Consider the following 22,238-nt stretch of genomic DNA (forward strand, 5'->3'; position numbering starts at 1 on the left):
AAAAATGAGCGAATATTTATCAATTCAACACATTCAAAAACAGTTTGATGCATTTACAGCGTTAAAGGATATTTCTTTTACTGTGAAAAAAAATGAGTTTGTTTGTTTATTAGGCCCAAGTGGTTGTGGGAAAACGACATTGCTCCGAATTTTAGCGGGGCTAGAAGAGGCAACAACAGGTAGTATTGCTGTGAATGGAAAAGATATTACAGCATTACCACCTGGAAAGAGGAACTTCGGAATGGTTTTTCAATCGTATGCATTATTTCCGAATTTAACTGCACTTGAAAACATTGAATACGGCTTAAAAACAAAAAAATATGGAAAAGCAGAAGTAAAAGAAAAAGCGCTATCGGCGTTAGAACTTGTTGATTTGCTGAATGTAAAAGATAAATATCCTGCTCAAATGTCTGGTGGACAACAGCAGCGAGTAGCACTTGCACGTGCGCTCGCTCTGTCTCCCGATATTTTGTTACTTGATGAGCCATTATCTGCTTTAGATGCAAAAGTGCGTGAAAAGTTGCGCAGAGAAATGCGTGATTTGCAAGAAAAAGTGGGAGTAACAACTATTATGGTAACGCATGATCAAGAAGAGGCATTAACGATGGCTGATAAAATTGTTGTAATGAATCATGCGGAAATTATGCAGATTGGAACACCAGAGGAGATTTATCAAAGACCAGCCAATCCGTTTGTGGCAGATTTTATTGGTTCTATTAATTTCTTTTCGAAAAATAACGAAGAACATGCAATTCGTCCTGAACATGTAACAGTTGTACAAAATAATGGTATTAAAACAGTTGTAGAAAGCATGGAATTTCGCGGTTCTGTATACCGGACGGAAGTGCGGGTCATAGAAGAGAAAACACACCTTTATAATGAGAAAATTGTAGTGGATATATTGGCATCAGAAGTAGAGGAAACTGCTATTAGAAAAGGAAAGCCAATTCAAATCTCTTTCTCAGAAAATCATATGTTGTCATATGGAAAGAAGGTCATTGTATAGATGGAGATGTTAGAAAACTTTAAGGTAGAAAGTACAAAAAAAAAGATTAAGAGACGTATCGGTAAAGAAGAGTGGATACAAAGACTATTAATTATTGGTATGCTTCTTTCATTTTTTATCATGCTTGTATTGCCTTTATTACAACTGTTTACACAAGCCTTTTATGATAAAGATGGAGCTTTTGTTGGTGTTGCGAATTTCAGTAAATATTTCACAACACCAACGCTAGTTCAATCATTACAAAATACGATATGGATTTCGGGCGCTACAACAATTATTTCGGTTACACTCGCTTACGCTTACGCATATGCGATCACTCGTACAAATGTTTTTGGAAAGCGCGTATTTCAATACATAGCATTATTACCATTATTCGCACCAACGATGATGCACGGTATTGCGCTTACATATTTATTTGGTAATCAAGGGTTAATAACAAAAGGGATGTTTGGTTTATTTGAAGGAATACAAATACCGTTATACGGACCAGTAGGAATTGTAATGGCTGAAGTTATGTATACATTTCCGCAAGCATTCCTTATTTTATTAATTGCTCTCCAAGGTTCTGATTATCGTTTATATGAAGCTTCTAATATGTTGGGTGCAAGTAAAGTGAAACAGTTTCTTACGGTTACTTTACCTAGTGTGAAATACGGATTAATTAGTGCGATGTTCGTTGTATTTACACTTAGTTTCACTGATTTTGGGGCACCTAAAATTGTTGGAGGACAATATAACGTACTTGCTACTGACGTATATAAGCAAGTAATTGGACAGCAAAATATGTCCATGGGCGCAACTGTCGGAATGATTTTATTGATCCCAGCTATTTTCGCATTTGCAGTTGATCGTATTACGCAAAGAAAACAGGCGAATCTTTTATCTTCAAAAGCAGTACCTTACAGAATAATAAATAATAAGAAAAGAGATGTTATTTCATTCGTATATTGTAGCGTAGTCACGTCTATGATCATTCTTTTATTTGTGGCAGTTGGTATTGCTGCAAGTGTGAAAGTATGGCCCTATAATATGAGCTTTACACTTGAGCATTTTAATTTTTCAAGTTTGACAGGAGACGGACTTGAAGCGTTTAAAAATAGTGTAATTGTCTCAGCCGTTACGGCAGTTATCGGTGCGATTTTAACATTTGTGTTCGCTTATGCGATTGAAAAAATAGAACAGCTACATTTTTTCAGAAAAGTAGGCTACTTTTTTTCTATTGTACCGTTAGCGATTCCTGGATTAGTACTTGGATTAGGATATGTCTTTTTCTTCAGTCAACCAACAATTCAAATTCTAGGACTTTCAGTAACAAATCCGTTTCATTCCTTATATGGCACAATTGCTGTTTTAGTATTAGTAAATATCATACATTTTTACTCTGTAACGTTTGTTACCGCAACGACTGCTTTAAAGAAACTGGACCGAGAGTTTGAACTTGTTTCACAGTCGATGAGTGTACCATTCTATAAAACTTTCTTTCGAGTAACAGTACCGATGTGTTTACCAGCTATTTTAGAAATGGTTATGTACTATTTCGTAAATTCAATGGTAACTGTATCGGCAGTAGTGTTCTTATACGCGGCTGATTTTAAACTAGCTGCTGTATCAATTGTAAATATGGATGATGCAGGAAATGTAGCACCAGCAGCTGCAATGAGTGTACTTATTGTTGTTACAAATATTGTAGTGAGGGTTGTATATGAATGGGGAACGAAAGCACTTCGTAACCGAACGTCACAATGGCAAAAAAGATAAGTAAGAAGGGTGATGGATAGAATGAAAATTGAAGCAGTTATTTTTGATTGGGCAGGTACGACAGTTGATTACGGATGTTTTGCACCATTAGAAGTATTCATGAAGATTTTTCATAAACGCGGTGTTGAAATTACAGCAGAAGAAGCTCGTAAACCAATGGGGTTATTGAAGATTGATCATGTTAGGGTATTAACGGAAATGCCCCGTATTTCGAATGAGTGGAAGCGTGTCTTCGGACAATTACCAACAGAAGAAGACATTCATGAGATGTATGAAGAGTTTGAAGAAATTCTCTTTGCTATTTTACCGTACTATGCCACGCCAATTGATGGGGTAAAAGAAGTGGTTTCTTCACTACGTGAAAGAGGTATTAAAATTGGATCAACAACTGGTTATACGAGAGAAATGATGGACATTGTTGCAAAAGAAGCAGAAATACAAGGGTATAAACCTGATTTTCTTGTGACGCCAAATGATGTTCCAGCAGGTCGTCCATATCCGTGGATGTGTTATAAAAATGCGATGGAACTCTGTGTATACCCAATGAATCATATGATAAAAGTTGGAGACACCGTGTCAGATATGAAAGAGGGCCGAAATGCTGGAATGTGGACAGTTGGTGTAATCCTCGGTAGTAGTGAGCTCGGTTTAACGGAAGAGGAAGTTGAGAATATGGATCCGTTAGATCTTCGTGAAAAAATAGAAGTAGTTCGTAATCGTTTCGTTGAAAATGGGGCTCATTTTACAATTGAAACGATGCAGGAGCTCGAAAACGTAATTGAACATATCGAGAAACAAGAACTTATTATTTCATAAAGGGGGGCACACGATCATGAATGAAAATCACTATTTATTATTAACACCAGGACCATTAACGACAACAAAAACTGTAAAAGAAGTTATGTTATACGATTGGTGTACGTGGGATGTTGAATATAACACGATGGTGCAAGATGTAAGAAATAGGCTTGTATCGTTAGCGACAAAGGAGGAAGAAAAGTACACAACAGTTTTAATGCAAGGAAGCGGTACGTTTTCGGTTGAAGCAGTAATTGGTTCTGTTATTCCTAGAAACGGAAAGCTGCTAGTTTGTACAAATGGTGCGTATGGTAAGCGGATTGTACAAATGGCAGAGATGTTACATATAGATGTGGTGGTCAGTCAAACAGAAGAGTGGGAGCCTACTAATATTGCAGAAGTAGAACAGTTATTACAACAAGATAAAGAGATTACGCATATTGTAGTTGTTCATTGTGAAACAACTACAGGTATTATTAATCCAATTGTAGACGTATGTAAATTGGGAAAACAATATGGAAAAGTTACACTGGTTGACGCAATGAGTAGTTTCGGTGGTATTGAAATAGATATCGCTGAGTTGCAAATTGACTTTCTAATTAGTAGTGCGAATAAATGTATTCAAGGTGTTCCCGGATTCGGTTTTGTCATCGCAAATCGTGATGAACTATTGAAATGTAAAGGACAAGCTCGTTCTTTATCATTAGATTTATATGATCAGTGGGAAACGATGGAAGAGCAAAATGGGAAATGGCGCTTTACTTCACCTACACATGTTGTACATGCTTTTTATCAGGCATTGCTTGAATTAGAAGAAGAAGGCGGGGTAAGAGCCCGTTACAATCGATATTATAGCAATCAAAAACTACTAGTGCACAAAATGAAAGAAATAGGCTTTAAGCCATTAGTAGATGAAAAATATCAATCTCCTATTATTACATCTTTCATTTATCCAGAAGCAGGATTTGAATTTTTGCAGCTATATAATGAATTAAAGCGATATGGATTTGTTATTTATCCAGGTAAAATTTCGAAAGTAGATACGTTCCGCATTGGAAATATCGGTGATGTACATGAAGACGATATTAATCGCTTAGTTGATAGTATTGCTAAAGGGGTTGTTATAGGGTGAAAGTATTTTGCTTAGGTGGAGCAGGTAAAATTTGTCGTGAAGCAATTTTAGATTTAGTTCAATTTTCATCTTTTGAGACGATTACGGTAGCCGATTTTAATGAAGAGGAAGGCCGAAAAGTAGTAGAGTGGTTAAATGATCCTCGTGTTGATTTTGTGAAAGTCGATGTGACAAATCATGAGGATACGGTCGCAAAAATGAAGGGCTATAACATTGTAATGGATGGTACGACGATAAAGTTAAATGGATTGTCTACTCGCTGTATCGCAGAGGCCGGTTGTCACGGTGTGAACTTAAATGGATTCGGTGAAGAAAATGAATCCCATTCTAAATTTGTTCAACATGGAACAACATGTTTACCTGGGTTTGGTATGACACCAGGTGTAACGCAAATGATGGCCATGTATGCAGCAAATCAGCTAGATACTGTAGAGTCAGTTCGAGTAAGTCATGGCTCGTATCGTCCAATTGCTTTTTCTGCATCAATTACAGAGACAACGACATATGAATATGATCCACATTTGCCGACGCGTACAGTGTATGAGGAAGGTGAATTCAAGCAAGTACCTCCGTTTGCGCGCCCGAGAGAAATTGAATTACCAGCGCCTTACGGAAAAACAATGCAGTATATAATCCCGCATTCAGAAACGATTACGTTAGCGAAGGCACTGGAAGATAAAGGTGTACAGCTTATTGAAACAAGAGGAACTTGGCCAGAGCAAAATATGCAGCTCGTTCGTGCTTTATATGATTATGGTATATTGCGTAATGATCAAATTGAAATAAAGGGTAAAGAAATTGGTATTATGGATTGTATTTCGAAGTATCTATTAAAATCGAAAGAAGGACAAGAAACAGAGCTTTATGGTTATGCACTTCATGTAGAAGTAGTAGGTATGAAAAATAATCAAAAACAAAGGCATGTGTTATACCATACACATCCGCTATCTGACGGTTCTGTAGTAGGTTGGGAGAAATTAAGGGCCTATACAAGAAATGTTGGTATCCCATTTGGAATCGCTACAGAGTTAATTGCAAAAGGAGTAGTTAATAAAGTCGGTGTTATTACTCCTGAAGAAGCTTTCGAAAATCCACAAATTATTTTTGACGAACTAGAAAAGCGCGGTATTTATATTCATGAAGAGATTTTCACTGAAAAAGAAAATTATAACTTTGTATAAGTAAGACAGTTTATGAGGTAGATATAAATGGGGTGAGGCTATGTCTGTAGTAGGTGAAGAGAGAAAGAGGACAATTCTTGAGAAGGTAGAGTTTAAAGGAAAAGTAAAAGTTTCAGAATTAGCGAGAGAGTTCGCAGTATCAACAGAGACGATTCGTCGGTATTTAGAAGAATTAGATCGTGAAAAAAAATTGAAGAAAGTGTACGGTGGAGCCGTTCAACTTCCGGGAGCTGGGATAGAGGCACCGATGTTAGAACGAGAGATGCTGCATATAGAAGAGAAGAAAAGAATTGGGTATAAAGCAGCAACGTTTGTGGAAGATGGAGATGTTATTGCGATTGATGATGGAAGTACACCACTTCAAATGGTGCCATATCTTGTTCATCGTAAAAATTTAACGATTGTAACAAGTTCATTTCCAGTAGCAACACAATTAATTTCTTCTATTAATAAAAAGATGTTTCACGGTGAAGTTTTATTTATAGGCGGGAAAGTATCTCCAAAACATTCACGTGTGTCGGGGTCTATTTCACAGCAAGTAATTCATCAATTTCATTTTCATAAAGCATTCGTTTCGATTGATGGGTTGTTGCAAGGTTTTGGGGTTTCTAGCTTTGAATTAGAAAAGGCGAAACTGTCAGAAGCGATGATGAAATTAGCTGAGAAAACGTATATTTTATGCGATCATACAAAGGTAGGCGTAAAAGGGAACTACCGAATAGCAGGATTTTCTCGTATTCAACATATTATGTGTGATAAGAAAATGCCCTATAGTTTTGAAGAAGAAGTCAAAAAGCATAATATTCAATGGACAGTTTGCTAAATGAATTGAATACGTTTAGACTCCCACCTAATTTTTAGGTGGGAGTTTTACTAGCAGCAAGTAAAAAAATAAAAGCTTTGTATTTATGCAAAAAGTGGACACATTTTCTCATCTCGTTCATATAATTTACCAATACAAAAAAAGTTGGTCGAAGGAAAGAAGGGAAAGTATGTCGGAACGGATATATAATAAACTTGTATTGTATGCAAACATTTTGCAAAAAATTGGTGTTATTAATGAAAAAGAAAAAAGTGAAATCCTTCATACGATAGGCAAAAAAGCCCTTTGAGTAAAGGGTTTTTTATTTTTTATCTATGGAAATATAAACTTAATGTAATATTCTTGTTGACAATGATAATGAGATTCATTATCATTTATTATGTTAGTAATTGATAGTAATTATCAATTGAAATATATATAAGATAAGGGGATATTATTTTGAAAAAAAGTTATATTAAAGCTCTAGTAGTAGCAACAACATTAGCTATTCCATTTGCTGCGTATTCTACTCCAGCGTTAGCAGCAATAAAAATTGAAGCAAACCAGTCGGTAGCAGCAGCCAGTGATCGCACGTATGATACTGAGATTAAAATATATAAGGATCAAAAAGATGAGCCATCTATGGTTTCTCAGTACATAAAAAATCCTAAAGTAGCAATTAAAGACGGGAAAAAAATCGTTACTGTAACAATACAAGATAGCGATTATTTTCAATATCTTAGAATAGAGGATAAAAACCAACCTGGTGTATTTCAAGATGTGAAAGTTTTATCAGAAGATAAGAGGAAAAATGGAACGAAAGTAGTCCAATTTGAAATTGGCGAATTTGAGAAGAAGCATAATATGCAAATGCATATACTTATTCCGGCCATCGGATATGATCACAAATATCAAGTTCAATTTGAAATTAAAGATCCAACTGTAGGTGACAAAGAAACAGAGAAACCAGATGATAACTCTAATTCAGGCAATACGGAAACGGATCATCCAGTTGATAGTCAAAATATGATAACAGATAACAAATTAAGAGAACTTGTTAATAAAAAAGTATTTAATCGAAAAGATTTAAATACACCAATTACGAAAGAGGAGTTATTACAAGTAAAGGACTTGTTTTTAAACACGAATGAGATTCTGGATTATAGTGCATTAAAATATATGCCAAATTTAAAATCTTTAACAGTTGCGAATGCGAAGATAACAGATCCGTCGTTCTTTGCGAATTTAAAGCAATTAAATCATTTAGCTTTGCGTGGTAATGAATTTTCAGATGTAACACCACTTGTTAAGATGGATAATTTAGAATCTCTTGATTTGAGTAATAATAAAATTACAAATATTGCACCACTAATTGAAATGAAAAATGTAAAAAGTTTATATCTATCAGGCAACCAAATAGAAGATGTAACAGCATTAGCGAAAATGGAACAACTAGATTACTTGAATTTAGCAAATAATAAAATTACGAATGTTGCTCCATTAAGCGCGTTGAAAAATGTAACATACTTAACTTTAGCAGGTAATCAAATTGAAGATATTAAACCGTTATATTCATTACCTTTAAAGGATTTAGTATTAACGCGTAATAAAGTTAAAGATTTATCGGATATTGATCAAATGAATCAATTAAATAAATTATTTATCGGGAAAAATCAAATTGAAGATGTGACACCACTTGCTAAAATGACTCAGCTTACAGAATTAGATTTACCTAATAATGAGTTAAAGGATATTACTCCATTATCAAGTCTAGTAAACTTACAAAAGCTTGATTTAGAGGCAAATTATATTTCAGACTTAACACCAGTTAGCAATTTGAAAAAGTTAGTATTTCTAAGTTTTGTGGCAAATGAAATCCGCGATGTGAGACCAGTTGTGGAACTAAGTAAGACAGCTTACATTAATGTTCAAAATCAAAAAGTCTTTTTAGCGGACACAGAAGTAAATAAAGAAGTGAAAGTACCTGTATACGAAAAAGATGGTAAAATCTCTACAAAAATTCGTTTGAAGAGTGAAGATGGTACGTATAGTAACGATGTAGTTAAGTGGAGTACACCAGGTGAGAAAGTATATGAATTTGGTGTGAAAGACCCATTTGCAGATACAGGAATCTTCTTCACAGGATCTGTTATTCAAAATGTAGTAGAAAGTAAAGAGGACAATCCTTCTAAAGAAGACGAGAAAATAGAAGCAGTAATAGAATTTAATGATGTGCCGAAAGGACATTGGTCAGAGACAGCAATTAACTATTTAGCGAAAGAAGATATTTTTAAAGGATATGGAAATGGTAAATTTGGATTTGGGGATAATATTACTCGTGGACAAGTTGCGTCTTTAGTACAAAGGTACTTGAAATTAGAAAGTAAAGTAGAGCAGAAAGAGATGTTTACTGATACGAAAGGGCATATGTTTGAGCAAGATATTGCTACAGTTGCACAAGCTGGAATTATGCAAGGAGATGGTACAGGTAAGTTTCGTCCAGAAGGAGTATTAACTAGGTACGAGATGTCAGTAGTATTACAAAAAGTATTTCAGTTAAATGAAAATGAAAATAATTTGGAGAACTTTACAGACGTACCAACAGGTCATTGGGCAGAAGGATATGTGAAAGCATTAGTGGATAATAATATATCAAAAGGTGACGGGAATGGGAACTTTTTAGGGGATGATTTCGTAACACGTGAGCAATATGCGCAATTTCTGTATAAGGCAATAAAAAAATAATAAATGAGAAAAATACGTTATTCTTTAATAAGAAGAATAACGTATTTTTTATATGTACAAAATCAAGTGCTAAATAGACAGGAGTGTTTACATGTGATAGGCCTATTTTTCCGATAGGTGCTGAAACGATATTGACAAAAAGGCATTCTCGTGTGATAATTCAATTAAATTTTTAGAATAATCAAAAAACATTCCTTTTATATAGAAAGGATTTGAACATTATATTAATATTACGCCGGGGGTGACGAAATGTTATTTTTTCTGAAAAAATGGAACGAATTAAAAGATGTGAAAGCAGAATTGGCACTTCGCGATTGGTTTTATGGTACGAAAATTAGTTTATCGATGTGTACGTCAAAAGAGCCATTAACATTTTTAGTGAATGTAGAGGGAAGAGATAAAGGGGTATTTTCTGAAGAAGATTTTATTGTCGTAAATTGCATGTGTGAGCCAGTATTTGAAAACGAAGAAAAACCAGCTATAGAGTCATTTATGCATGCGGATATTTATAAAAAAAGTAGTGCAGAATGCATTTTACAAGTACAGACTGTAGATAGTCATTTAATGTCAGAGCTATATGGGAAAGAAGGAGAAGTAACATTCGAAAAACGTAGTGTGGAACGTGTTTTTGGAAAAGATGGTATTACAGAAATGACAATTCCAATTGTAGAAGATGAAAAGAAATTCGCTAATTTATTAGAAAATAATGTTCCGAATTTTATTGAAGGTGGAGGAGTAGTCCTTGTTCATAATTACGGAATGATCGTGTGGGGGAAAACTCCAGAAGAAGCGAAAAAATGGTTGGAAGGTATAGAGTATTTAATGAACTATCACGTAAAGCTTTTAATGATAAAAGGGGCAAAAAGTTCTGTTATATAAAGATGTATTCACAGAGATTACCATTCCATAAAAATGAAAGCGTTTTAAAAAGAAATTTCACTCATAAAATATAGGTCTCCTTATTATATATAGATTACATGTTGACATGTAAGGAGGAACATATTTTGCGAGTTAAATATCATTTTCTGCCAAAACAGCAGGTGACATTTTGTAAAACGAATGATTCTGGTGAAAAGGCGTTACAAATTATGAATGAAACGGGATTTCGCGCAATCCCTGTATTAGCAGAAAATGAGAAGGAATTCACGGGGATTATTTATAAAGTAGATCTTTTAGAAAAGAAGTGTAATAGCAGATTAGAGGATGTAAGTACAGAAGATGTACTGGAAAATCCAAATTCGTTTATTTTTGAAAAGGATTCTTTTTTTAGAGCTTTTTACGTTATTCGTCGTCTCCCGTTTTTAGCGGTTTTAAATGAGTATAATGAATTTGTCGGCATTTTAACACATTCTAATGTATTTGATGTTATTGAGGATTCGTTCGGTATGCGGACGGGTGGTTATATATTAACAATTGCAACACAAGATTGTAAGGGAACAATTAAAGAGCTTGGGACATTATTAAAAGCATATAATATCGGTGGGCTGTTTACGCTTGATAATGGTGATCAATATATTCGCCGTGTTATCGTAAATATATCGGATGAGTTAAATGAAAAAAAATTAAAGCAATTAATTGAAAAGATAGAGAAAAAGGGATTCAGGGTGAGTCATGTAGATTATATTTAAGTTGAAAAGGAAAGGTACCTATCTGCTATATGTAGATAGGTACCTTTTTTAGTGCGAGAAATGAATCTTATTTTGAAACAGAAGGTGGAGATAACGCTAAATCAGATAAAAAAATAAAGTCTGCATGCTCACGAATTTTAGGAATAGAAGTTTCGATAATACGTGATGTAATTTCACCTGGAGCCCCAACGTGTCCGATAGCTACCATAATGGGTTTGTCTTGGATTTTTTTTATGAGTAATTGTGCTTGTTTTGAAATGTGACTTACCGTATATACATCATCAAAAAATAATTGGTTTTCAATAATAGGCACGCCTAATTCTTTACCGATTTTTGGGACAACACTATTAGGGTTTGTTTTACTATCTAAATAAAATAAACCGTGTTTTTTACAGGCAGAAAGTATAAGACGTACAATCCTTTCATCAGCGGTTACTTTTGATCCCATATGATTGTTCATTCCTATTGCATGAGGTATTTCTTGAATTGCTTGTTCGAGTCGGTTGTTTATTTCTTCATCGCTTAAATCTGTTGTAATCGCTTTTGGTCCAAGCCACTCTTTTTTTCCTCTAATTGGTTCCATTGGCATATGTATAATAACTTCATGCCCTTTTTTATGGGCAGCTATTGCGTCTTGTTTAGTAGAAGGAAGAAATGGCATAACAGCAACAGTGAGTGGAATTGGAAGTGATAACATCTTATCTGTGCCTTTCATATTATTGCCGAAATCATCGATGACAATAGCAACCTTATTCGTATGAGCGTTTGCTTGAATAGGAAAGAAGAAGAAGGGTATGAACAGGGTGAAGACGAGAAATGCAATGGTATATTTGCGCATATAAATATTTCCTTTCTATTTTATCCCGCTATTTGCGGGCAGTAAGACTCCCACCTCAAAATTCGGCTGGAGCAAAGAAGTTAGGTGGGAGATCCACTGCCCGTAAGCGCTCGATTGGTGAAGGCTAATAATTAGTGGGGGATGAACAAAATCCCCACTAATTCAAGTTTCACTTTATCAATCATCATTATGTTTTGCGTTTTTACATAAATTAAACAAAAAATGTCGAAGAAAAGTACATTGAAAATAGAGAATCCACTGTTTACTGAGTATTTACAAAAAAGAAGATGAAAAAAATGTCTATTATTGCGAATGTATTTACAAAGATAGAATAATTTGTAATAATTCTCAAAGTGAGGGTAAAGATTTGTAAATTACAGGGGAAAAATGCTAAATTTTCTGATTCTTCAATTTTAAATAGGATTAAGTGTTTAAAGGGCTAAAGTAGAAGAGGCGTTGAGAGTATTGAAGAAAAATAAGGGGGATATGGATGTTTACTGTAAAAAGGAAGTACACATTAGAAAAGCTTTCGCATGATATTCATATGAAACGTGAAGAAATGATTCATTTAGGATTAACAAGTGGGTTAAATAGTATGGAGACAATTCAAGTTAGTCAAGAATTGGACAAGCTTATCGTACAGTATCAGCGTTACAAAGAAAAACAAACACCGAAATGGTTTTCAATTATAAAGGTTCCTATTTTTCAAATTGGGTATGAAGGGAAATCAAACAATTTTTGGAGAATGTTTGTAGCTGGTTTTATGAAATAAGTATAATTACCCTTTTAAGATAAGGATAATTATACTATGTGTAATGGAATCTCTATATGAACTGTCGTTCCTTTGTTTTCTTTACTATCAATAAATATATGCCCATTGTACATCTCTACAATTCGTTTACATATAACAAGCCCAAGACCTGTTCCAGTATCTTTATTAGTAAAGAACGGATGAAAGAGGTGTTTTTGAATATGTTTAGGAATCCCTTTTCCAGTATCAATAATTTGCAAGTGTGCGTGTTTTTCGTTGTTTGTTACTACAATGGTTAATGTATCACCAGAAGCCATGGCTTCAATTGCATTTTTTGTAATGTTTAAAACCACTTGTTTCATATGGTCTTTTGAGCAACGTATATGAACAGGGTGGTCTGGCAAATGTAAATGAAATACAATGTTATGTAGATTCGCTTCAGATTGGATAATTAATGATACCTCATTAAGAATCGTTCTTACATCATATGTTTGTTCAGTGATGGCAGTTGGTTTTCCAAGAATAAGAAATTCGCTTACAATTTCATTAATCCGTTCTATTTCTTGTTCGATTACGGAAAAGTAGAACTGATCCTGTTCATCTTTATATTTCTCTTTTAACAGAGCAACGAGTCCTTTAATTCCAGTAAGAGGGTTACGGATTTCATGAGCTGTACTAGCTGCAAAAGTTCCAACCAATTCAATTTTTTGTAGTTCATTTTGTTGTCTTTCTAGTTTTGTTTGACGTTTTAATAACATATATTGAGCAAGTAAAAATAAAATAGACATTAAAAATAAAGTAGCTATACACTCTATTGAAACTAACTGGTATAAAGTTTGTTGATGAATAGGTAACGGAGAAACAGAGACTTTCCAATTTAATCTTTGGAGTGGGGTAGTAAGCATGTTAGAATGCCCATCGCTTGTTTCGTTATTATCATCGGTTAGAAAAACTACATCATGTTTATCAGTCACTTCGAAATGATATTGTGGTTTAATAGCATTTAAAGAGGCTGAAATGTAGTCAAAGCGTAAACTTGCTAATAATAATCCTGAGAGTTCCTTTTGTCTATTAAATATTGGAGACGCAATCATAATAGCTTGATGTCCAAGAACGCGATCTGTAATAACTGATGATACAGTTGTTTTCTTAGATTGCAATGCATCTTGGATGTATTGGCGGTCAGAAACGTCAATAGGCGGCGAATCGCCTTGGGATGCGAGTGTAATCATCCCATCTGTCGTAGCGTAATATAGACCGGAAAAACGTTGATCATTTCCATCGGTATCATGTACAATCTGTTTAATCCCATTGATGTTGCCAGTTTCGGTCCCTACGACTTTTGCGAGCATTTCTAAGGCAGATATAGCTTCACCAAGGTGATGGTCTAAATAGTCTCTATATAAAAAGAGAACAGTGTGAGCAGATAGTTTGTTTGCCTGTTTCATTTGATAAGTGTGATATGAAAAAAATGTGGCACCAATCCCTATCGTTGGCAGTATAACAAGCAGTATGTAAAAAACTATGCTTTGTAATTTGACTTTCAAATTTGGTACTCCTTCTTTTTTTATTATCATTATATATAAACTATGTTAAAATTGTCATGTTTTTATTCAAGAATCATTTGCATTACATTAGGGAAAGGAAAAGGAATGAGTGAATATTCATTCGGAAGTTGTAATGAGGTGCTACGTTGCTTTTCTTTTTGTTGCGGAGAATTTAAGTGAAGGGTTGAAATGGTATGACATCAAATAATGAGCGAGAAGACATTTCTCAATCTTTAAAAGTATTTATTGCATTATCCCGTGTACATCGTTCTGTTATGGATACTACAAATAAATCCATACAAAGTAACGGATTAAATCCAACTGAGTTTGCTGTATTAGAATTACTATATCATAAAGGAGGCCAACCACTTCAGCAAATCGGTGAGCGTATTTTAATAGCTAGTGGCAGCATTACATACGTTGTAGATAAGCTAGAGAAAAAAGGGCTTGTAAAACGAATTCCATGTCCAAATGACAGGCGTGTTATTTATGCACAATTAACGGAGTCTGGAGAGAGCTTTATTGCTTCTATTTTTCCAGGTCATGAGCAAGTTATATATCAGTCTTTTGAAATGTTAACGAAGGATGAGAAGGATGAATTACTCGAGCTATTGAAAAAAATTGGAAAGTATGAAAAATGATGATATGTTCCAAAGGAGCTTTGGATAAAGAAATCCAAGGCTTTTTTGCATATAAGCAAGATGGAAGCTGCCGAATTTTGTTGAAAACTAAGAGGGGATTTGGGAATAAGTATTGAATTATAGTAAAGGTATACATAACGGAGAGGGGGCTTGTTCATGTCATTTAAAGACTATGAATATAAACGGCCAAATATTGAAGAATTAAAAGGGAAATTTACTGTTGCTTTAGAGAAATTTGATAACGCAAAAACTGTAGAAGAACAAAAACAAGTTATCAATTCAATTAACGAAATTCGTAATGACTTTGGTACAATGGGGAACCTTTGTTACATTCGTCATTCTGTTGATACGACAGATGCCTTTTATAAGGATGAGCAGGATTTCTTTGATGAATTCTCTCCAGTTGTACAAGGGTATGGTACAAAGTATTATAATGCGTTAATTCATTCTCCATTCCGCGAAGAATTAGAGGCGTATTATGGAAAGCAATTATTTGCTCTTGCGGAGTGTGATTTGAAAACATATTCTGATGAAGTCGTGAAAGATTTACAATTAGAGAATAAACTGTCTTCACAATATACACAGTTATTAGCATCTGCAAAAATTGACTTTGCAGGAGAAGAAAGAACGTTATCGCAACTTATTCCATTTATGCAAGGAAAAGAAAGAAGTGAACGTAAAGCAGCAAGTGAAGCATACTACGGATTTTTAGCTGAGAAAGAGGAAGAGTTAGATCGCATTTATGATGAGCTTGTTAAAGTGAGAACGAAAATCGCAAAAACACTTGGTTTTAAAAACTTTGTTGAATTAGGATATGCAAGAATGTATCGTACAGATTATAATGCTGAAATGGTAGCGAACTATCGTCAGCAAGTATTAGATTATATCGTTCCGGTTGCAACCGAGTTAAGAAATAGACAAAAAGCACGCATTGGTGTAGAAAAGCTCGCTTATTATGATGAAAACTTTGAGTTTGCTACAGGTAATCCAACTCCAAAAGGCGATGCCGATTGGATTATTAATCACGGGAAAACGATGTATAAAGAATTATCAGCTGAAACAGATGAATTTTTTAATTTCATGCTCGATAATGATTTATTAGATTTAGTTGCGAAAAAAGGAAAAGCTGGTGGTGGATATTGTACATATATCGAGAATTATAAAGCGCCATTCATCTTCTCAAACTTTAATGGAACGTCTGGTGACATTGATGTGCTAACACATGAAGCAGGCCATGCTTTCCAAGTATATGAAAGTCGTAAGTATGAAATTCCAGAATATAATTGGCCAACATATGAAGCGTGTGAAATCCATTCAATGAGTATGGAATTCTTTACATGGCCATGGATGAAGTTATTCTTTGAAGAAGATGCGGATAAATATTATTTCTCACACTTAAGTTCAGCACTTCTATTTTTACCGTACGGTGTATCTGTAGATGAATATCAACATTATGTATATGAAAATCCAGAAGCATCGCCAGCAGAACGTAAGTCAGCATGGCGTAACATAGAGAAGAAGTATTTACCACATCGTGATTATGAAGATAATGATTATTTAGAGCGTGGTGGTTTCTGGCAACGTCAAGGTCATATTTATAGCTCACCTTTCTACTATATTGACTACACGTTAGCTCAAATTTGTGCACTGCAATTTTGGAAACGTGCAAGAGATAATAGACAAGAGGCTTGGGAAGATTATGTGAATCTTTGTCAACAAGGTGGAAGTAAATCATTCTTAGAATTAGTAGAGGTTGCAAATTTAACATCACCATTCGCTGAAGGGTGTGTAAAAAGTGTAATTACAGAAATTGAAGCGTGGTTACGTGCTGTTGACGACACAAAATTGTAAAAAAACATGCACTTTTTTCCTATGTTTAACATCGACATAATAGAAAAATGATGAGATAATAAAAGAAAATTCAGAATTATTTTAGGGGTGTTTCTAATGGGGAGCGCCCCTTTTCACCAACAAAAGGGGGGAAAGCACTATGCTTCAATCTAATATGGATGTTAGTTTAGAAACTTTAGTCCACTCATTACAGTCTACACGAAGCACGCTGTTATCAGAAATTGAAATGTTAAATGATACGGAGGTGAATGTAAAGCCACGCCGTGATAAATGGAGTATTATTCAAATTTTGCATCATTTGCATTTAGTTGAACAGTCTGTCACATCTGCCCTTGTATATGCTTTGCAAAAAAAAGAAAGAAAACTTGCTCCATTTAAAGACCTCCAACTTACGCTTGATCGTACACATAAAAGGGAAGCTCCTCAACAAATGAAACCAACAGAAACATTAATGAAAAAACTGCAAGGAATTCAATTACTTGAACATTCACGACAAGAATTATTACATGCCCTTCATAGTGTAATAGATGAAAAAGAATTATTTGAAAATGGATTAAAACATCCTATTTTTAATGATTTGAATTTATATCAATGGGTTCAATTTCTAGATTTACACGAACAAAGACATCTTACACAGCTAAAAGAAGCGAAACATGCAATTTTACAGCGTTAAAATGAAAGAAGTGGGGAACCGCTTCTTTTCTTTTTTACTCATGCATAGTTTTCTTTCTCATTTTGGAATACTACATGGAGAAAAGAAAAGAAGGAGTTGAAAAGCATGTCAAAGAAAAAGAGAGAAGAAGAGCGCGCCTGGAAAGCTCGGAAAGAAAATCAAAAGCCACATGGGAAAGTGAAAGCTTTTGCAGAATTAGTTGAAGGAACAGAAAAAACGTGATGAAGTTCATCACGTTTTTTGTATGAGTGGGAAAGTTAATAAGAAGGTTGTACCTGTCCCTTTTTCGCTTATAATATCAATCTTTCCATCCATTGCTTGAATGACGCTGAAGACGACCATCATTCCGAGTCCGGTCCCTTTTTCTTTCGTTGAGTAGAAAGGTGATCCAAGGCGTTTTATTTGTTCTTGATCCATACCAACTCCTGTATCTTTTATATATAATTGTATATGTTTATGGTCTGGAACTAATGTAAGAATAAGGTCGCCACCTGTAGGCATAGCCTCAATACAATTTTTAAAAATATTTAATAAACATTGGTTCAGTTTTTGCTTTTCGCCAGCGATAAAGAAAGATGTACTTTGTTTTATATAATTTATACGAACATTTGCTAAATTGGCGAGAGGTGTGATCAAAGACAACGCATGAAGTAATTCTTCCTCTACTTGTAATTGTTGTTCTTTTTCAATACTCGGTTTTGCAAAAGTTAAGTAGTCTGTAAGAACGTGATTTGCTTGTTCGATACCATTAATGGCTATGTCGATATATAATTTTCGTTCTTTCTCAGAACATGCATCTGACTGTAAAAGTTGTAAAAAACCTTTCGTTGCAGTTAAAGGATTACGAATTTCATGAGAGATAGAAGCTGCCATTTCGCCGATTAAATGAAATTTCTCAGCGTTCATAAGTTCATTTTGGAGACGAACTTGCATTTGTAATATGTGTAGTAAATATAAAATAAGGATCGTACCAATCATCGTACATAGTTCGTACACAATGATATGTGGTATATAATCTGCCTCATTTGTAACACTTGCAAGGAAAAATGGTATCCAACCAAATCCATAAGTAAGACTGTAAAAAATAGCAAGTGTTATTTTTATATGATTAGAACTTCGATTAAAAAATTTGTATGTTAATAGTAGAACAATAAATAGGAGAATAGAAGCGATAAAGGATGGAAACGCACCTATTCCTCCCAATAAAAAGCGATAAATGTTTAATACAGCTAAAATAGAACCACCAGCAATAGGCCCTCCCGTTAACGTGCCGACAATTAATACGATATGTCGCATGTCGAACTGAAAACCATTATTTGTTTTTGCTGCGAAAGTGATACATAGTATGGTAGCGAGGCAACACAATACAATAAATATGGCTGAATTTAATTTAGGAGATCGTTTCCCTTTCTGATTCCAAAATAAATGATATACGAGCATTGTAACGAGAATAGATAATATATTTAAAAAGAGGTAAATAATAAAGAGTTCCAGTGGGATGCCTCCTCTCTTCTAACATTAAATTAATCATACTATAAAATGAAATAAATGAAATGCGAAATAGCGGAAAAAATCAGAAATTTTTTCTGGTAGTATACAATATGTTACAATAATCTTTGTCAATGAAAGAAGAAATTCCGTGCACTGCATGGGAGAGGTTCGCGAACTCCCTCTATAAAAAACTATGGAAACAACAATATCATTAGGTATTGTTTTGTTTTTTTATTGTGACAGTTCAAGAACGTTCTTTCTTCTTATTCGTAGTAGAGAAGGAGAATGAGTGAAATGAAAAAAGAAAAAGCAGTTGTTGTTTTTAGTGGTGGACAAGATAGTACAACATGTTTATTTTGGGCGATACAGCAGTTTGAAGAAGTGGAAGCTGTAACATTTAACTACAATCAACGTCATAAATTAGAAATTGATTGTGCAGCGGAAATTGCGAAAGAGCTAGGAATTAAACATACGATACTAGATATGAGCCTATTAAATCAACTTGCTCCAAATGCGTTAACGAGAACGGATATGGAGATTACACATGAAGAAGGTGAATTGCCATCAACATTTGTAGATGGACGAAATTTACTATTTTTATCATTTGCGGCTGTATTAGCAAAACAAGTTGGAGCACGTCATATTGTAACGGGTGTATGTGAAACTGATTTCAGTGGTTATCCAGATTGTCGTGACGTGTTTGTGAAATCATTAAACGTTACATTAAATTTATCTATGGATTATCCGTTTGTTATTCATACACCACTTATGTGGATTGATAAAGCAGAGACATGGAAACTATCTGATGAACTTGGAGCATTTGAGTTTGTTAGAGAAAAAACATTAACATGTTATAACGGAATCATTGGTGATGGTTGCGGTGAATGTCCAGCATGTCAACTTCGTAAAGCGGGATTAGATACGTATCTACAAGAACGCGAAGGAGCGAGCAACTAATGGATAACTTTTTTGGATTTCGCATCGTAGAAAATTTGCAAAAAATGGACAAGGATATTCAGCGTGAACAACTCAAATATCATAATAAAAGAGTAATGGTCAGCAAGGAATTTACATTTGACGCAGCGCACCATTTACACTGCTATGAAGGGAAATGTAAAAATTTACATGGACACACATATAAAGTCGTATTTGGAATTAGCGGATATGTAAATGAAATAGGCCTTGCAATTGACTTTGGAGATATAAAAGAGATTTGGAAAAATGAAATAGAAATTTATTTAGATCATCGTTATTTAAACGAAACATTGCCAGAAATGAATACGACTGCTGAAAATATGGTCGTTTGGATTTATGAAAAGATGGCAGAAGCATTAACGAAAGATAATCGTGCGAACGAATATAAGGGAGCTCGTGTTGAATTTGTTCGTCTTTTTGAGACGCCAACTAGTTATGCGGAAGTAAGACGGGAGTGGATGCTCGATGAGTAAAATCCCCGTCTTAGAAATATTTGGCCCAACCATTCAAGGAGAAGGGATGGTTGTAGGACAAAAGACAATGTTTATCCGTACAGCGGGCTGTGATTATAGCTGTGCTTGGTGTGATTCTGCTTTTACATGGGATGGATCGGCCAAAGATCAAATTAAACAAATGACACCGGAAGACATTTGGAATGAGCTTGTAGAAATTGGTGGAGAAAATTTTTCTCATGTTACGATTTCGGGTGGAAATCCTGTTTTGCTGAAAAATATGCAATTTCTTCTTTCTATATTAAAGGAGAATGGAATGCGAACAGCGGTAGAAACGCAAGGGAGTAAATGGCAAGATTGGTTGCTTCAAATTGATGAGGTAACGATTTCTCCAAAACCACCAAGTTCAACTATGAAAACAGATTTTCAGATGTTAGATTCTGTTATTCATAAACTAGCAGGGAAAGATTTTAGTTTAAAAGTAGTAGTATTCGATGATCAAGATTTTGAATATGCAGTTAAGATGCACGAGCGTTATCCGAATGTACCATTTTTCTTACAAGTAGGGAATGATGATACGAAAACAGTGGATGATGCGGTGCTTATAAAAAAACTATTAGAAAAATATGAGTGGCTTATTGAAAAAGCTGTGAATTGTAAAGAAATGAATGATGCGAAAGTACTGCCTCAGCTTCATGCGTTAGTATGGGGAAATAAACGAGGGGTATAATGAGAAGGGATGTTTAAAATGGCAGGAAGATTAGATGAAGATTTAAAAGATGTAACATTATTAGGAAATCAAAATACAAAATATTTATTTGAATATAGCCCGGAAATTTTAGAGGTATTTGATAATAACCATCCAAACCGTGATTACTTTGTAAAATTCAATTGTCCTGAATTTACAAGTTTATGTCCGAAAACAGGACAACCAGATTTTGCAACAATTTATATTAGCTACATTCCAGAACAAAGAATGGTAGAGAGTAAATCTTTAAAGCTATATTTATTTAGCTTCCGAAATCATGGTGACTTCCACGAAGATTGCATGAACGTTATTATGAATGATTTAATTAAATTAATGGATCCACGCTATATTGAGGTATGGGGGAAATTTACACCACGTGGTGGTATTTCAATCGATCCTTACTGTAACTACGGCCGCCCAGGAACTAAGTATGAGAAAATGGCAGACTACCGCATGATGAATCACGATTTATATCCAGAAAAGATCGATAATCGTTAATATAGAAAGAAAGGATCTGTATGATATACAGATCCTTTCTTTCTATTATATTATGCATGTTGATTAATGACAGTATAGTTTTTATGGCTTACAACTGTAAGAGGTTCCATATCTAGTTCTCTAAAATTCTCCATAATTGTTATATCAACAATAACGGAGTTTTGATTTACCTTTTGAACACGGCCTTGCATTCCACCTTTAAATTCAATGATATCTCCAGTTTCTGCGATCTGCATAAGCAACTCTCCTTGTTCCAGTTTTCCCAAAAAAAGAATAATTTGGGCTTTTTTATTTCTTCTTATTTTGAACTATATTTACTACTTTGTAAATGTTTCCAAAGTAAAAATTCGAAAAATATTCACTTTTTGTAAGAAAATATGTAAAAAATATTGTTTAGGAGAAGAATGATGAAAATGCATACATCTTTATACGGGAGTATAATAAAAGATACAATGACCTACTAAAGTGGGAGAAATTAGGGGCGGTAAAATGATGTTTGAAGTTGTGGGGAGCTTTATAGCGATTTTATTATTTTTATTTTCATATATACAGTTGAAGAAAGTGCGTCATCATGAAACAACTACATATTTTGATGGACTGGATGGTGTGCACACTTCAATAACACATGATAGTGGTGGGGATATATAACTTTCTTTTTATGCATGGTAAGATGGCAATAAGAAATAGTACGTAATATAGTTCGTAAGTGATGAATGGGGAGTG

23 protein-coding genes and 1 riboswitch are annotated in these 22,238 nt (G+C 34.4%); of the genes, 19 read left to right on the top strand and 4 right to left on the bottom strand.

Features of this window, described 5'->3' with window-relative positions; translation table 11 throughout:
- Positions 1 to 4: 4 nt before the first annotated feature.
- The 9 genes from DET63_RS13260 (at position 5) to cbpA (ending at position 11,050) form a co-directional block, all read left to right on the top strand.
- The gene (locus DET63_RS13260) at positions 5 to 1,006 is read left to right on the top strand and encodes a putative 2-aminoethylphosphonate ABC transporter ATP-binding protein (protein ID WP_002086828.1); all 1,002 of its coding nucleotides are present in this window, start codon (positions 5 to 7) and stop codon (positions 1,004 to 1,006) included.
- Positions 1,007 to 2,764, top strand: a complete 1,758-nt coding sequence (locus DET63_RS13265) for a putative 2-aminoethylphosphonate ABC transporter permease subunit (RefSeq protein WP_113936973.1) — start codon at positions 1,007 to 1,009, stop codon at positions 2,762 to 2,764.
- Between the two features lie 21 nt (positions 2,765 to 2,785).
- On the top strand, positions 2,786 to 3,580 hold the full coding sequence (phnX, locus tag DET63_RS13270; protein ID WP_113936974.1) for a phosphonoacetaldehyde hydrolase: 795 nt from the start codon (positions 2,786 to 2,788) through the stop codon (positions 3,578 to 3,580).
- Between the two features lie 16 nt (positions 3,581 to 3,596).
- The gene (phnW, locus tag DET63_RS13275; RefSeq protein ID WP_113733582.1) at positions 3,597 to 4,694 is read left to right on the top strand and encodes a 2-aminoethylphosphonate--pyruvate transaminase; all 1,098 of its coding nucleotides are present in this window, start codon (positions 3,597 to 3,599) and stop codon (positions 4,692 to 4,694) included.
- A complete protein-coding gene (locus DET63_RS13280; protein WP_113936975.1) occupies positions 4,691 to 5,875 on the top strand; it encodes a saccharopine dehydrogenase family protein in 1,185 nt (394 codons plus the stop codon). Before phnW ends, DET63_RS13280 begins: the two co-directional genes overlap by 4 nt.
- A gap of 40 nt (positions 5,876 to 5,915) precedes the next feature.
- Entirely contained in the window at positions 5,916 to 6,698 is a 783-nt protein-coding gene (locus tag DET63_RS13285) for a DeoR/GlpR family DNA-binding transcription regulator (RefSeq protein ID WP_113936976.1), read from the top strand.
- Positions 6,699 to 7,136: 438 nt separating this feature from the next.
- Positions 7,137 to 9,422: an NEAT domain-containing leucine-rich repeat protein gene (locus tag DET63_RS13290; RefSeq protein WP_113936977.1), complete on the top strand. Its 2,286-nt coding sequence runs from the start codon at positions 7,137 to 7,139 to the stop codon at positions 9,420 to 9,422.
- A gap of 249 nt (positions 9,423 to 9,671) precedes the next feature.
- Positions 9,672 to 10,301, top strand: coding sequence for a class II aldolase/adducin family protein (locus DET63_RS13295; RefSeq protein WP_002011549.1), 630 nt, complete (start codon positions 9,672 to 9,674; stop codon positions 10,299 to 10,301).
- 125 nt (positions 10,302 to 10,426) lie between these two features.
- Entirely contained in the window at positions 10,427 to 11,050 is a 624-nt protein-coding gene (gene cbpA, locus DET63_RS13300) for a cyclic di-AMP binding protein CbpA (RefSeq protein WP_002140932.1), read from the top strand.
- Between the two features lie 67 nt (positions 11,051 to 11,117).
- On the opposite strand, the gene DET63_RS13305 is transcribed toward cbpA, so the two are convergent.
- Positions 11,118 to 11,888, bottom strand: a complete 771-nt coding sequence (locus tag DET63_RS13305) for a divergent polysaccharide deacetylase family protein (RefSeq protein WP_002086817.1) — start codon at positions 11,886 to 11,888, stop codon at positions 11,118 to 11,120.
- 490 nt (positions 11,889 to 12,378) lie between these two features.
- On the opposite strand from DET63_RS13305, the gene DET63_RS13310 reads away from it, so the two are divergent.
- Complete coding sequence (locus DET63_RS13310; RefSeq protein ID WP_002011543.1) at positions 12,379 to 12,660, top strand: aspartyl-phosphate phosphatase Spo0E family protein; 282 nt, start codon at positions 12,379 to 12,381, stop codon at positions 12,658 to 12,660.
- Positions 12,661 to 12,689: 29 nt separating this feature from the next.
- Here DET63_RS13310 and DET63_RS13315 read toward each other — a convergent pair whose 3' ends face one another.
- Positions 12,690 to 14,186, bottom strand: a complete 1,497-nt coding sequence (locus DET63_RS13315; RefSeq protein ID WP_113936978.1) for a DUF3149 domain-containing protein — start codon at positions 14,184 to 14,186, stop codon at positions 12,690 to 12,692.
- 194 nt (positions 14,187 to 14,380) lie between these two features.
- Here DET63_RS13315 and DET63_RS13320 point away from each other — a divergent pair, with 194 nt between their 5' ends.
- The 4 genes from DET63_RS13320 (at position 14,381) to DET63_RS30440 (ending at position 17,573) form a co-directional block, all read left to right on the top strand.
- The gene (locus DET63_RS13320) at positions 14,381 to 14,827 is read left to right on the top strand and encodes a MarR family winged helix-turn-helix transcriptional regulator (protein WP_002011538.1); all 447 of its coding nucleotides are present in this window, start codon (positions 14,381 to 14,383) and stop codon (positions 14,825 to 14,827) included.
- A 156-nt stretch (positions 14,828 to 14,983) separates the two neighbouring features.
- A complete protein-coding gene (locus DET63_RS13325) occupies positions 14,984 to 16,678 on the top strand; it encodes a M3 family oligoendopeptidase (protein ID WP_113936979.1) in 1,695 nt (564 codons plus the stop codon).
- 139 nt (positions 16,679 to 16,817) lie between these two features.
- Positions 16,818 to 17,351 carry a DinB family protein gene (locus DET63_RS13330; protein WP_002030551.1) on the top strand — a complete coding sequence of 178 codons (534 nt, stop codon included), beginning with the start codon at positions 16,818 to 16,820 and terminating at the stop codon, positions 17,349 to 17,351.
- Positions 17,352 to 17,456: 105 nt separating this feature from the next.
- Positions 17,457 to 17,573, top strand: coding sequence for a DUF6254 family protein (locus DET63_RS30440; RefSeq protein WP_000038354.1), 117 nt, complete (start codon positions 17,457 to 17,459; stop codon positions 17,571 to 17,573).
- Positions 17,574 to 17,582: 9 nt separating this feature from the next.
- On the opposite strand, the gene DET63_RS13335 is transcribed toward DET63_RS30440, so the two are convergent.
- Positions 17,583 to 18,791, bottom strand: coding sequence for an ATP-binding protein (locus tag DET63_RS13335; protein ID WP_113936980.1), 1,209 nt, complete (start codon positions 18,789 to 18,791; stop codon positions 17,583 to 17,585).
- Positions 18,792 to 18,999: 208 nt separating this feature from the next.
- Positions 19,000 to 19,043, top strand: a riboswitch (PreQ1 riboswitch).
- Between the two features lie 93 nt (positions 19,044 to 19,136).
- Here DET63_RS13335 and queC point away from each other — a divergent pair.
- The 4 genes from queC to queF are packed head-to-tail and all read left to right on the top strand — an operon-like array spanning position 19,137 to position 21,515.
- Positions 19,137 to 19,799 carry a 7-cyano-7-deazaguanine synthase QueC gene (gene queC / locus DET63_RS13340; RefSeq protein WP_002086813.1) on the top strand — a complete coding sequence of 221 codons (663 nt, stop codon included), beginning with the start codon at positions 19,137 to 19,139 and terminating at the stop codon, positions 19,797 to 19,799.
- Positions 19,799 to 20,290 (top strand): 6-carboxytetrahydropterin synthase QueD, encoded by a 492-nt coding sequence (queD, locus tag DET63_RS13345; RefSeq protein ID WP_002011526.1) that lies wholly within the window; start codon positions 19,799 to 19,801, stop codon positions 20,288 to 20,290. Before queC ends, queD begins: the two co-directional genes overlap by 1 nt.
- The gene (gene queE, locus DET63_RS13350) at positions 20,283 to 20,999 is read left to right on the top strand and encodes a 7-carboxy-7-deazaguanine synthase QueE (protein WP_002086811.1); all 717 of its coding nucleotides are present in this window, start codon (positions 20,283 to 20,285) and stop codon (positions 20,997 to 20,999) included. Before queD ends, queE begins: the two co-directional genes overlap by 8 nt.
- An 18-nt stretch (positions 21,000 to 21,017) precedes the next feature.
- Positions 21,018 to 21,515, top strand: a complete 498-nt coding sequence (gene queF / locus DET63_RS13355; RefSeq protein ID WP_002086808.1) for a preQ(1) synthase — start codon at positions 21,018 to 21,020, stop codon at positions 21,513 to 21,515.
- 50 nt (positions 21,516 to 21,565) lie between these two features.
- Here the strand turns inward: queF and DET63_RS13360 are convergent, their stop codons facing one another.
- Positions 21,566 to 21,751 (bottom strand): YkvS family protein, encoded by a 186-nt coding sequence (locus DET63_RS13360; protein WP_002064385.1) that lies wholly within the window; start codon positions 21,749 to 21,751, stop codon positions 21,566 to 21,568.
- A gap of 253 nt (positions 21,752 to 22,004) precedes the next feature.
- Between DET63_RS13360 and DET63_RS30235 the strand changes: the two genes are divergently transcribed.
- Positions 22,005 to 22,163 carry a hypothetical protein gene (locus tag DET63_RS30235; RefSeq protein ID WP_033706566.1) on the top strand — a complete coding sequence of 53 codons (159 nt, stop codon included), beginning with the start codon at positions 22,005 to 22,007 and terminating at the stop codon, positions 22,161 to 22,163.
- Positions 22,164 to 22,238: the final 75 nt, after the last annotated feature.

The sequence above is a fragment of the Bacillus sp. DB-2 genome, from assembly GCF_003315125.1.
GTDB lineage: Bacteria > Bacillota > Bacilli > Bacillales > Bacillaceae_G > Bacillus_A > Bacillus_A mycoides.